Source organism: Flavobacterium sp., from assembly GCF_036405015.1.
Classification (GTDB): domain Bacteria; phylum Bacteroidota; class Bacteroidia; order Flavobacteriales; family Flavobacteriaceae; genus Flavobacterium.
Window position 1 is genome coordinate 25,734 of the sequence record NZ_DASWYK010000062.1, and the last position, 13,302, is coordinate 39,035.

The 13,302-nt window shown below is 35.4% G+C and carries 8 protein-coding genes; all 8 read right to left on the reverse strand.

Going from position 1 to position 13,302, the window contains the following annotated elements; genetic code table 11:
* Window positions 1–40 precede the first annotated feature (40 nt).
* The 8 genes from VGE71_RS04995 to VGE71_RS05030 all read right to left on the reverse strand — a co-directional run bounded on the left by VGE71_RS04995 (window position 41) and on the right by VGE71_RS05030 (window position 13,296).
* Entirely contained in the window at window positions 41–1,375 is a 1,335-nt protein-coding gene (locus VGE71_RS04995) for a hypothetical protein (protein WP_331137310.1), read from the reverse strand.
* Between the two features lie 225 nt (window positions 1,376–1,600).
* Window positions 1,601–2,950, reverse strand: a complete 1,350-nt coding sequence (locus VGE71_RS05000; RefSeq protein ID WP_331137311.1) for a glycoside hydrolase family 88 protein — start codon at window positions 2,948–2,950, stop codon at window positions 1,601–1,603.
* A gap of 115 nt (window positions 2,951–3,065) precedes the next feature.
* Complete coding sequence (rhaM, locus tag VGE71_RS05005; protein ID WP_331137312.1) at window positions 3,066–3,395, reverse strand: L-rhamnose mutarotase; 330 nt, start codon at window positions 3,393–3,395, stop codon at window positions 3,066–3,068.
* Window positions 3,396–3,398: 3 nt separating this feature from the next.
* Window positions 3,399–4,418, reverse strand: a complete 1,020-nt coding sequence (locus VGE71_RS05010) for a family 43 glycosylhydrolase (RefSeq protein WP_331137313.1) — start codon at window positions 4,416–4,418, stop codon at window positions 3,399–3,401.
* A gap of 191 nt (window positions 4,419–4,609) precedes the next feature.
* The gene (locus tag VGE71_RS05015; RefSeq protein ID WP_331137314.1) at window positions 4,610–6,001 is read right to left on the reverse strand and encodes a sialate O-acetylesterase; all 1,392 of its coding nucleotides are present in this window, start codon (window positions 5,999–6,001) and stop codon (window positions 4,610–4,612) included.
* Window positions 6,002–6,221: 220 nt separating this feature from the next.
* Entirely contained in the window at window positions 6,222–8,165 is a 1,944-nt protein-coding gene (locus VGE71_RS05020; protein ID WP_331137315.1) for a RagB/SusD family nutrient uptake outer membrane protein, read from the reverse strand.
* Window positions 8,166–8,187: 22 nt separating this feature from the next.
* Window positions 8,188–11,325, reverse strand: coding sequence for a TonB-dependent receptor (locus tag VGE71_RS05025; protein ID WP_331137316.1), 3,138 nt, complete (start codon window positions 11,323–11,325; stop codon window positions 8,188–8,190).
* A 435-nt stretch (window positions 11,326–11,760) separates the two neighbouring features.
* Window positions 11,761–13,296, reverse strand: coding sequence for a RagB/SusD family nutrient uptake outer membrane protein (locus tag VGE71_RS05030; RefSeq protein ID WP_331137317.1), 1,536 nt, complete (start codon window positions 13,294–13,296; stop codon window positions 11,761–11,763).
* Window positions 13,297–13,302 lie beyond the last annotated feature (6 nt).

Consider the following 13,302-nt stretch of genomic DNA (forward strand, 5'->3'; position numbering starts at 1 on the left):
TTGGAATTGGAATTTTTGGAATTTGGGATTTGGAATATTTTTACTTTCTTTTCAACCATTCTTTAGGCACATTTACAATACATATATTTAAAGTTCGGTTATCTTCTGAAAGCATCGCTGACTGAATTTGAATTTTTGTTCCGTCTCTGTTGAAAGTTGGATGCACATGATCGGCTGCAGTTTCTTTATGACCTGTTGTCAGCATTATCATTTCGTTGGTTTTACGATCAATCAGGTATAAACTTCTAGAGAAATCATCCCCAACTGCCCATCTTCCATCAGACGAACCGTGCACATGCCATAAACCACTGCCACTTTTCGTTTGCCCAGCAATAATCATTTCGCGGGTTCTTAAATTTACGATGGCTAAACCGGTTGGTTTTTCACGTGTTCCTGAATTTCCCCAGTTACTTTCTTGTCCTGGATTTTGAGGATTTCTGACTTCTGTGCTTTCTGTAGCTTCAACTGGAGTTTCTTTATGAATATCAATTTTTCTATGCCCCATAATGGCCATTGCAACCTCATCTTTAGAAATTACCGCTTCGTGCGTTACCCATTCAAAATCAGATTCAGGGTATAACGGTCTTAAACCTGTACCATCTGCCATAACTGTCCAAGTGCGTTGTGGAGATTTTCCACCAGTTTCCCAGCAGAAAACCAATTCTCCTGGATTCCAAATATTCGATTGAATATGTCCAACTTGAAATGGCACTGAAACAACATGTTTAATTTCTCCTGTTTTGATATTCATACTGCTTATTCCACCTGGTCCTGCACCCATATTTCTTGGTCCAAAACTTTTTTCAATTTTAATATTTGGATCTAAATGTCTTGCCGCTTCTTCTTTCCCAATTCTAAAATAAACCCTGTCTTCATCAGCATCCAAAGCCATATCTCCTGAAGCTCCCATTTCTGGATTAGTAATTCCACAAACACGTTCATAAGCAGAAACTGGCTTCATCTTTCCTGCCTGACTATCTTTGAAAACGGATTCCAGATTTACTTCCATAATCTTCATTGTATTTTCTTCGCCTTTACGCATAAAATACAATTTCATCGATTTTTGCGCCATACACAATGTACCGCTGTAGCCTCCTTCTGTAACCTGAACCATTACGCCCGATTTTTCATTAACTGCAACGGCATCTCCATTGGCTCTTTTAGTTCTAAAAATCAGCCATTCGCCATCTGCCGTCCACTGTGGATGTGTTGGGTATGTTTTGGAATCTCCTGCTGATTTAGTGGTTAAAAAAATTAATTCCTGACCTGTAACTGGATCTTTTATTATCTTTTTTTCTGATGGAAAACGCTTTCCAATTTGACAGAAAACTGCAGTTGTAAATAATATAAAAAATATATTTATAGTTGATTTCATATGTTTCAGGGTGTATGGCCGCAAAGACTCGAAGACACTAAGTTTTTTTGATTGGCATTAATCTCGCAAAGTTGCAAAGTCCCAAAGTTTATTTGGCTAAAGCCTAAGAATCAAGATCTTTATACCTCCAGCTAAAGCTGGAGGTAATTCAAATCAAATTTTAAAAAACTTTGCGATTCTGCGACTTTTCGAGATTAAAAATTATACTCTTAATTCAAAAGGCTTTTATTTATGCAAATTATCTTTTCCCTCAATTTTTAATTGTATTGCGCTATCGTTTATTTGAAACTGACTGTCTTTCAAAAGCAAAATGACTTCAGATCCAGCCAATAAAACTGGACCATAACCATGAGCTGCAAAAACATTTATTGGACGATAGTAATAAAATGCGGGATCAAAGCCCATTCCAGTACCAACGCAGGTTCCTTCTACCTGACCTTTGTCATTTACTTTTGTTGCAACTGCATTCCACGCCAATAAAACTGCGGGAGCATATGTCATTTTATCCACATAACCGCGATTAATTGCTCTTGCGATTGAATAAGCGTAAATAGCTGTTGCAGAAGTCTCTAAGTAAGAATCATTTCGATCCAATAATTGATGCCAAAATCCAGTTCCATCCTGATATTGAACCAATCCCGCGATATGTTTTTGCAATTGTGCCAAAACCTGCGGATAACCAGGATGCGTTTTCGGAAGAACTTCTAATAATTCAACCATTGTCATAACCGCCCAACCATTGGCTCTTGCCCAATGAAACTGAGGATGAACTTGCATAGATTCGACCCAGCCGTGCATATAAATTCCTCTTTGGTTATTGAACATTCTTTCTGAAAACTGATTTACCTGTTTTACGGCATCGTCAAAATATTTTGTATTTCCGGTATAACTAGCCATTTGCGCCAAAGCTGGTACGCTCATAAACATATCGTCCAGCCAAAGCGTATTGTCCTGCGGTCTGTTTCTTGCTAAAGTTCCGTCTTTTAATCTGAATTGCTTGTTGCTGATGAAGTCAATATAATTGTTTACCAAAGGATCAATATTGGCTTTTAAGCCTTCTTTTTTTGCTTTGATGAATGCCGCACACAAAGCTCCTGCAAAATCTAATGCCTCAGGATGAAGTGTTTTAAGCATGTCTTTATCCTTGATATTCTTTTCGTTATAATTTTGAGCAATATCTGCTATCAACTGAATTCTTTTATTCGAATAGTCTGCAAAATATTTTTCGCCCGTTGCTTTAGAAGCTAAAAGCATTCCTGCATAAGTCACTCCCCATTCATAACTGGTTAGTCTAAACGCACCCGGCTCAAAAACAATATCTTGATTTCCTTTTTTGTAATTTGTTATTTCAGCTTTAGTATTGGCATCAATAATTTTTGAAGCTGAGTTTTTATCCAAAAAGTTATAGACACGATCCAATACTACCTTTATATCTTCTTTTTTCGGAATAACATAAGGCGTAGGATAATCCGGCTGCATTAAATGTAATGGAGCAGTTGCATCTGTTTTTTGAGCTTCGGCTGTATAAAATACTCCAAAAGACAATAAAGTTATTGTGGTTAGTTTATAATTCATGGTTACTGTTAGTTTTAGTTAGTAAAAAAGATAGTCGTTATTTACCTTATACTTTCAAATAAAAAACATGGTAATTAACTATTTATCTGCGTAGTAAGTTCTTTAAATTAATTATTTATTCCAAATAAAAAACCTCTTTTAAAGAAATAGCTATGGGTGAATTATCTGGATTTGTATCCATTATATCTGCCATATATGCCCACCATTTTTTTACGATTGGATGATTTGGCAGGTATTTTTCATCAAAATCAGGGCTTATTTTCTGTACTGCGAAAAGAGTTAGTGTTTCTTCATCTAAAAAAATACTGTAATCCTGTATTCCTGTTTCTGAAAGTAGAGCCGATAATTCAGGCCAGATTTCGTCATGTCTTTTTTTATATTCTGCTTCAAAACCCGGTTTTAATTTCATTTTGAAAGCATTCCGAATGGTACTTTTATTTTCCATTTTTTAATGTTTTAAATTGATTTGAACTGATTTGTCACGATTACAGCTAATTTCTCCGTTATTGTATTCAAGTTCTGCAACTTGTATAGAACTTCTTTTGGTTTCATAATTGTCAACTCCTTTGTTTTCGGGAGTTCTTCCTGGATGTGTGAAATAGAAAATATAAGCTTTATCCTCACTCACAATGATGTCGGGATGACCACCAATCACCTTGTCGTCTTCGCCAGTTCCTGGAGTTTGAAGAATGTTCTTTTCCTGACGATTCCAGTTTAAAAAATCTTCTGATGAATACACATTCAGACCTCTCCAAGAATCAGAAATCATCCAGTTTTTTCCTTTCCATACAAAAACTTTTGGCCCTTCACCACGGTCTTTTATAATTTTTGTTCCGCTGTCTTTCCAGTTGTATAAATCTTTACTGTCGGCATAATAAATCGATTTTCCATCATTTTCATTGTTATAAAACATTCTCCAAGTTCCGTTTGGGAGTCTGAAAACAGATGCATCAATACATCGATCAGACGCGAGTTTTAGTTCCGATTCAAATTTCCAATTCATTAAATCAGAACTTGTCAGATGAATGATTGAACGTGGATGATACCAATCATTAAAGATTCCGGGAACAATCGTTAAATACATATGATATTTGTTCTTGTATTTTATAACATCAGGCGCCCAATAGGTTACGTCTTTTAGTTTGTAATTTATTGAACAAGTATCTTTATAAATCCATTTTGCACCATCAATGGATGTTGCCACGCCAATTTTTGTTCCATGTACCCAAGTAATTCCTTTTGCGGTTGAATCTTTTGCTCTTCTATTGGTATAAAACATAAACCATTTTTTTTCTTTTTCGTTCCATATAATGGTTGGATCGGCTGCTCCGTCAAAAATTGGATCTCGGTAAAGTGGTTTTGGCGCAATATGCTTCAAGTCTTTTTTTGCTTCTTCTTGCGCATTCAATGTTATGCTGAAAAATACAACAACAAAGTTTAAGAAAAGATATTTTGAGTTTAGTTTCATTCCACTTTATTTAAAAATTGCTCTCGCAGATTTTGCAGATTATTTACTTTGATTATTATTTGCTTTACTTTCCCAATCATCTGTTCTAAAAGGTGATGCTGGCAAGTTTTCTGTGTTGAATAAATTAGGCTCTGGAACCGCTTTCCATGCAAAACGTACCGCAACTGGTTCTTTTACCTGTGTAGAAGAAACTAGAATTGTTTTCCTTTGATTTTTGCTGATGCAGGATAAAATACCTGATCTTTCCCTGCTATTTCAAATTCCTTTAAATCTTCTTTGCTTTTTTTAAATCCATTCTGTACATCATCAAAAAATAATTCTATTGAATGTTTTTTGGCCGTCATGTGATTGTAAGTTGGACCTGAATAAATCAGGTTTTTATATCCGTATGTTTTTGCTTTTGCAATTAAAGCCAGACGATAACCAACTGTTTGCTTATCAATCGGGTGGATATTTGTTGCATTTCCAACATCTGTTGTTACCACCATACCTGAATTTGATATTGATTTTGAAGCCATTAATTGTGCTTCTCTAATATCTGGATTTTGACCTTTATGTGGTGCAATCTGAACATAATAAAAAGGGAAATCTCCCTGATTCCAGTCGCTCCTCCAATTTTTTACCATTGCAGGAAAAAGACTTCTGTACAAAAATGCTTTTTCTGCATTACTTTCGCCCTGATACCAAATAACACCTTTTATGGTATAATTAATCAAAGGATGAAGCATCGCATTGTATAATACATACGACGTTTTATTTTCTTCTTTTTTAGGCTTTTTAAGTTGACTTTTAAATGAGGGATTATTGTTATTCGCTAGTCTTTCATTCTTTAAATCAGCATAATATGTTTCCAACTTTTCTTGAAATATTTTTTCATTTTTTGCATCTTGTTCCAAAATTGGAATAAAATCTGTGTTTTGCTCTAAAACAGACTGAGAAGTCCAAGCTTCAGCTTTTGTACCTCCCCAAGAAGTCGAAATTAATCCAATTGGAACTTTTAAATTCTGGTATAGATCCCTACCAAAAAAATAAGCAACTGCCGAGAAAGTTTTGATTGTAGATGGTGAACATTCTGCCCATTTTCCTGTTACATCATCGAGTGGTTTTTGAGAAGCTTTCGTTAATACTGTAAACAATCTTATGGATGGAAAATTGGCGTTTTGGATTTCTTCTTCATAATTTTTAACTCCCGTTTTCCATGTTCCCTCTTCTTTTCCAACAGGAAAATACATATTGGATTGGCCTGAACAAACCCAAACTTCACCAATCAGAATATTTTTTAAAATAATGTCATTAGAAGCTTTAATTATAATATCATAAGGCTTTTCGCTTCCTTTTGGCGTTTCTACAGCAATTTTCCAATTTCCTTCAGGATTTGCTACTGTTTCAACAGGAATGTTTTGCCATCCTAAAGAGATCATAATCTTTTCATTTGGAGCTGCCCATCCCCATAAATTCACTTTTGAATTCTGCTGCAAAACCATGTTATCACCAACTAATGCTGGCAATTTTACCTGCGCATTAACTGTTAATTTTATTCCTAAAAAAATAAATAATGCAAAAAAAATATTTCTACAAATCATTGATTCAATAATTTTAATCTTAATTTTCTAAAGATAAATCACTATAACGATATCGGTATCCTGTTCTTTCCTGTAATTACAGTTTAGCAACAATAAAGCTCTAAGTATGTTAGTCAAATTTGATACTTATAAAAAAACCGTCTCCTAAAAGACGGTTTTAGAAAAAATTACTAATAACAACCTGAACTTATCGAATCTTGTTTAACTCAACAATAGAATATTAATATCCTGGATTCTGCATTTCCGTTTTCTGTTCGGCAGACAAAGGTTTTCCACTTGAATAAACCCCATCAAGAAAAGTCTGCGGAATTGGACGTAAAGTATGATAATCTTGAATATTTGGCGATGCCTCAATATTATAAGCTTTGGCTCTTGCTACCAAAGTCTTAGTTCTGCTCAAATCCTGCCAACGATGAAACTCACCACAAAGTTCTCTTGTACGCTCGTTTAGAACCAAACACAACATTCTATCATAATCTGATCCGTAACCTAATTTTGTAATTACCGCCATATCTTCAGCCGGAAGTGCAGATACACTTGCTATAGTCAAGCTGGTAGCATTGGTAGTAACAGCAATATTATTAGATTCGTAATAGGAATTTTCAGGGATATAAGAAATTGGAATTCCGGCCTGTCCAGAAGTTGTCCATGCTGCAGATCCGTCTACATAAGCCGAACGATTCTCGCCTGTTTTATAAGCAGCGCGGGTACGAACAGCATTAATATAAGGCAAAGCATCTGCAAAGGATGCTGATCCTGCTTTTGCTAAACGTATTTTTGCTTCGGCAGCCATCAAATACGTTTCTGCAGAACGAGCCAATATGATATCACGAGATCCTTTAATATTACTCAAATCTATTCTGTTTCCGTCCATATACTTGCTTAAAGATGGAAATCTAACATCGGCCATTAAACCTACTTTATCTGCTGCATAAGCTACATAAACACTCGGAATTGTTTTTCCTGTTTTGGAATAAATAATAGCATCTGTATTTTTAGTTTTTGCAAATCGGGTATCAGAAGCATTGTTTACCACATACATAATTCCTAAGTCACCATTTTTATAAATAGCTCCCGATGCATTATTGACTATACTTTTTGTTTGAAAACTTTTCCAAAAACGCGAATCGTTTACATGATCAAAAACATCATACACAAAATAAGTAGGCGCCAAACGGCTAAATGGTCTTCCTCCAGCAAGGTTACGTCTCATTTGTGGTAATTGGTCATAAGTAGAAAGGAAATACAAATGTTGCTGATTCCCTCCTGTCGTCAAAGTACTATTATTAAACTGAGCAGATAATATTAGCTCTCCAAGTTTTTCATTTGCTCCATCAGCAATAGTATAATTCCATAAATTATCAAAATTTGGTGCCAACGGATGATGCGAAATAACCTCATCAGATAAAGTTACTACCTGTTGCAAATCGGCTGTTTTAGTTGCAGAATTCCAAGAGTCATTAATTTCACTCGCACGAAACAAATAGGCTTTTGCCAAATAATGTGCTGCTGCATCTTTCGTTATTTTTGCAGGAGCTCCCGCATTAGAAAGTAAATTATAAGCTTGTGTAAAATCTTCAATTACTTGAGTTAAAACTTCCTGTGGCGTTGCTCTTGTAAACTCTAACTGAACTGTTGCACTTGTTTTCAGATTTAAAGGTACTGCCCCGTACTGGCTTACTAATTTCAAATAACTAAAAGCTCTCAAAAAATATCCTTCTCCCAATGCTGTTTTCTTAATAGCGTCATTAGTTGATACAATATCAGTAGCGGCTTCAATAAGTTGATTTGCATTTCCAACTCCAATATATAAGTTATCCCAATTGGTATTTGCAGCAACAGTATTAGCATTATTAACTGTAACAAAAGCTTTGAAACCTGAAGAATAGGAATTCCAAATCCAGTTTGAAGGGTCACCTCCAGCATGGAACTCATCTGTACCTGATTCTGAAACCGCAAGAGGCACTTCACCTACAAATTCGGCTGCCAAAACCTGATAAGTTGTTCCAATCGCCAAAGCCTGAATTCCTGCTTCGGTTTTATAATAATCTTTATTATATGCAGTAGTCAGTTCTTCGTCAAGAAAATCTTTATTACACGAAGTGCTTAAAGCCAAAGTGGCAAGCAGCATCAAATTAATATATCTTTTTTTATAATTTTTCATAATGTTGTCTTTTTGAATTATTTTAAAATTCGACATTCAGTCCTAAAGTCATACCACGGTTTGAAGCAGTTGTTTGTGTATCTAAATCAGTCCACTTCACTTTAGTAAAAATCATCCCTAAATTATTAGCCTGGCAGTACAATCTCAGCTTTGCAAGACCTAATTTCTGTACAAACTCCTTATCAAAACGATACCCAAGAGAAATGTTTCTTATTTTTAAGAATGAACCATTTCGGTATCCTAGTACTGGGTAATAAGGGTCTCCAGTTCCTGCAGAATAAATTGGTTTCTGATATTCTGCATTTGTATTATTATCTGTATAATAATTGATTTGTCTCTGACTTCCTTTTGCTCCTTCATTCTCCCCTAAAGTATCGTATAAATACCCCATACGACCGTAAACAAAAATTGAAAAATCTACGTTTTTGTATGTCAAAGTATTGGTCATACCCACAATATATTTAGGATCTTTAGAACCAATAATAACACGGTCATTATTAGCATCAATTTTATAATCGCCATTTTGATCAACTGGTCTAGCATTACCAAAAGAAAAAATATTTGAACCTGCAGCAGCATTAAATTTTGCCATTTCAGCAGCATCTTCAGGTTTCCAGATTCCATTTGACGCAAAACCATAAATTACATTTTGCGAATTTCCAATAAACAAATTGTTGTTAATGTCGTCAAACTTTCCATTTTGAAGTGATACAATTTTGTTCTGCTGATACGAAGCACTAAGATTAGTTGACCATTCAAAATCTTTAGCTGCAACATTTATAGTATTTAAAGTTAACTCGACACCTTGTCCTTCTGTTTCTCCGACATTTCTATAAGTATCTTTAACTCCACCAGTAGTTGGAACACTACTTTTAAGTAATAAATCTGTTGTTTTACTTGTGAAATAATCCAAAGCTCCCGAAATTCTGTTACTGAAAACTGAGAAATCTATACCGTAGTTAAACTGCGCTGTTTTTTCCCAACCTAAATCAACATTTCCTAACGAAGTGTTGTTTACCACACCCGATCCAGTTGGATACACTATACCAATTAGTGGTGGCTGAGTAGCATATGCAGGAACGGCTGCGTTACCAGTAACCCCATAACCTACTCTAATTTTTAACTGATTAAGCCAGCTTACATTTTCAAGGAATTTTTCCTTATTAATGACCCATGCCGCAGATGCACTAGGGAAAAACGCCCATCTGTTATTTGCAGCTAATTGCGAAGCTCCGTCATAACGACCAGAAGCCGTAAGCAAATATTTATCGGTATAACCATAACTTATTCTTCCCATGTAAGACAATAAACCAGTATCTACTAATCCTGAAGAATATCCAGCAAGAGTAACGTTTGCAGGATTCAAAGCATTCCATTTGTTTGCCGGATTTTTAATATCGTTAGCAGACATAGAACTATTCTCGTTATGATATTCGGTCTGGCTCATCAACAATGTTCCACCAATAGTATGATTCCCAAAAGTTTTGTTATACAAAAGCAAGTTATCTAGTGTATATGAAATGGTTTTTTCATTTGCCAATGAAGCAAAACTTGTTCCTGAACGAATTGCCGATTTACCATCCAAATACACTCCATCACGGTAAGAAGTAAGATCTGGTCCAAAATTGATACGGTATTTCAATCCGTCTAATTTCGACGAAATTGCTCCTAAATCAAACTGAGCATACAAGCTACCAAAAGCACGAAGTGTTACACGTTGGTCTTGAGACAATTTATATTCGTCAACAGGAGTTCTAATCGTAGAATCTCCTCCTGGATTGTCAATTCTGTTTCCGTTACTGTCGTAAGGAACTGCATACGGAAGATTTGTTCTTGCTGTTGCATAAATTCCAGTTGAACTTGTAACAGCAGTTCTTCCGACATTAGACTGCCCATATTCGTTTACACCATAACTTGTATTAAGACTTACCCCCATTGAAAACCATTTAGTCGGAGTAATATCAACATTCGCAGTACCACTGTAACGTACATAACTTTGTCCGAACAGGGTTCCTGTATTATTTAAGTATCCAAATGAACCATAACCTTTCATTTTTTCAGTTCCGCCACTAACTGCGAGGGTATGCTGTTGTGTATTTCCTGTTCTGGTTACAAATTTACTCCAGTCAGTAGTAGCTACTTTAGATCCATCCCAAGTTGTAGTAAGATTTCCATTGGCATCTCTCCATCCCTTTTCGACATTTGCCCATGCTGCTGGATCGGCAGAAGCCAAAAAGATCAGTCGGTCATTTTCAATATTTGGAGCATCCCCCTTTGGAAAAGCTGATGGATTAGAATAATATCTTCCCCAACGACGAAACTCAATATATTCACCAGCAGTCATCATTGGAGCATTTTCATGAATGGTTTCGGTCATTAATGAGGTATCATAATTCAAAGTAAATTTTCCGTTTTTACCTTTTTTCGTTGTTACGATAATAACTCCATTTGCACCACGAGAACCGTAAATAGCAGTTGCAGAAGCATCTTTCAAAACGTCAATAGTTTCAATATCAGTAGGATTTAAAAAGTCTATACCTCCTGAATTAGGATCTACACTAATTTTACCAGTTGTCGCATCGGTTACCAGTCTTGAATTTAAAGGAATACCATCTACAACGTAAAGAGGTGCATTTGATGCCGAAATAGATCGAGCACCACGAATGGTAATAGCTCCAACCGTTCCTGGACGTTCTGTAGATGCTACATCTACACCGGCAGCTTTACCCTGCATGGCCTGAACCGCATTCACAACTGGTCTTGAAGCAATATCTTCAGCATTTACACTTACGATAGATCCTGTAAGATCCTTTTTCTTTTTTACTCCGTAACCTACTACGACTACCTCCTCCAAAGAGTTGTCGTCTTCCTTCAATACGACATTGTAAACAGCTGCCTGTCCAACAGGAATTTCTTGTTTTTTAAAACCGATAAAACTGTAGGTAAGAACATCTCCTGAAGCCGCATTAATGGAATAACTTCCATCCAGATCAGTACTTACACCGTTCTGGCTTCCCTTAATAAGTACATTAACTCCTGGAATCGGTAATCCGGAAGCGTCTTTGACAGTACCTTTCACTACTTTGTTCTGCGCATAGCCAGTTGCATGAAATAATACAAGCATGCCTATTAGCAGCAGTACATTCAAATTGTTTTTCATAAAAGTTAAATTTGGTTAAATAATTAGTTAATCAAATTTATTTAGAAGTAAATTTCGTAGTGTCCTGTAGTATCCTGTTAAACCTACCTGCTACACCCTTAATTTACAGTGTATTAAATACACTTATTAACTTTTTTTTAACCAATAAAATCCTTACAAGCCTTGATTTTAAAGGAACGAATAAAAAAATATCAAAAACAAAACAAACAAAGACTTAAATATAAATAGTCGCAATTTTTATCAAAATTTTTTAAACATAAATAAATTAACACGTAAAATAAGTGCGATTTCAATATTTTAAAAAACTATTTAAAATAAATCTGTTATTTTATCCAGAATACAAGTTCATTTTTGATGATTAAATCCAAAAAAAATCGTCTCAAATGAGACGATTTTCTTCTTCAAAAACAAAAAATAATGCTGGGGCAAAATTCACTAATCATAACCAAGGTTTTGATCATACAATCCTGGAACTGCAAGCAATTCTGTTAAAGGAATTGGATACAGCAACGAATTGTTATCAATAGTTCTGATTTTGTTTTCAGTATCTTCAGCAGCTTTCCAAGCATTCATGATGGTTACCGCTTTACCAGATCTTATTAAATCAAACCATCTTGTTCCTTCTGCAAAAAACTCTTTTCTTCTTTCTGCAAACAATTGATCCAAAGTGATGTTAGAAGCATTTGCTGTAATTCCTGCTCTAGTTCTTACTTTGTTTACAATATCATCCACTTCTGCTTGAGAACCACCACCGCCGTGAAGCGTACATTCAGCCATTAACATCAATACATCTGTGTAGCGAGTAATCATAAAATCTACTCCCCAGTCTTCACGACCGTTTCCGTATCTTGTTGCATCTATGTATTTTTTAAAAACTGGAAGTGTGTAACTACCTTTATAAGTTCCAGAAGCTACAGTATAACTTGTGGCAATTCCGAAAATTTTCCTTTTATCTGTTGCCGCAAACAAACTCATAAATCCATTAGAAATTGGTTTGGCTTCTAAAGAGCCTTGTGCTGATAAGTTTAAAGAAGCAAAATAAGGTTCATAGCCTAATTCTACCATAAAATTACCTCCAACTGGAGTTGAAATGTTCTGAGTATACGGAATTACCAATACATTTTCTTTATTAGCATTCCCTTCTGTTTTAAAAATCGGATCGTAATCTGTTCCAAAAGCATATAAGCCACTTAGCTTAATGTCGTTTAATTCTTTGTATGCTTTGTCCCATTCATTTAGTCCTAATGTTGAACCATCAATTCCGTAAGTTGGACTTGAACGTGTCATATAAACCAAACCTAATAATGCTTTTGCACCATACTTAGTAACACGTCCAAAATTTGCAGTATCATAAGACGGGGCAAGATCTGGGATAGCCAGTTCTAAGTCTGAAATAATTAATTTGTAAACATCTGCAACGGCAGTTCTTGGAATTTTCGCTGCTTCCTGAGCCGTTAAAGTTTTATCAATTAACGGAACACGGCCAAACCATCTTACTAAATCAAAATAACAAAATGCTCTCAAAAAACGAGCTTCTGCAGCCATTGAAGTTTTATCAGCGGGATTGGTGAAAATCACATCTCCTTTTTCTGCAATTTTTTCTAATAACTGATTGGCTTTATAAATCGCATTATAATTAGTCAAATAAGCCTCTTTCACATATGTATTAGAACTAATCGAAGTATAAAAACTGTTAATCCCCTCCCAATCTCTTGATGCCTGTGTTGTTGCCATCAAATTATCCGATCTGGTTTCGCTTAAATTCATTAATCGGTTGGCATAACCATAAACAGTAGTTCCGTGAAAAGCTATAGAATAAGTAGCATTTCTGGCTTGTACAAAATCGCCTGGAGTTGCATAAAAGTTTTCGATTGTTCCCTGAGATAAAGGCAACTGTGTCAGTTCATCTGTGCAAGATGATTGTGCAAATAACAATAAAGCGCTTGCTGCTATGAAGATATATTTTTTCATTTTCTT

Bases quoted from the DNA above. Each gene is read 5' to 3' on its own strand.
- VGE71_RS04995 (WP_331137310.1), bottom strand. From the start codon at position 1,375: ATGAAATCAACTATAAATATATTTTTTATATTATTTACAACTGCAGTT.
- VGE71_RS05000 (WP_331137311.1), bottom strand. From the start codon at position 2,950: ATGAATTATAAACTAACCACAATAACTTTATTGTCTTTTGGAGTATTT.
- rhaM (WP_331137312.1), bottom strand. From the start codon at position 3,395: ATGGAAAATAAAAGTACCATTCGGAATGCTTTCAAAATGAAATTAAAA.
- VGE71_RS05010 (WP_331137313.1), bottom strand. From the start codon at position 4,418: ATGAAACTAAACTCAAAATATCTTTTCTTAAACTTTGTTGTTGTATTT.
- VGE71_RS05015 (WP_331137314.1), bottom strand. From the start codon at position 6,001: ATGATTTGTAGAAATATTTTTTTTGCATTATTTATTTTTTTAGGAATA.
- VGE71_RS05020 (WP_331137315.1), bottom strand. From the start codon at position 8,165: ATGAAAAATTATAAAAAAAGATATATTAATTTGATGCTGCTTGCCACT.
- VGE71_RS05025 (WP_331137316.1), bottom strand. From the start codon at position 11,325: ATGAAAAACAATTTGAATGTACTGCTGCTAATAGGCATGCTTGTATTA.
- VGE71_RS05030 (WP_331137317.1), bottom strand. From the start codon at position 13,296: ATGAAAAAATATATCTTCATAGCAGCAAGCGCTTTATTGTTATTTGCA.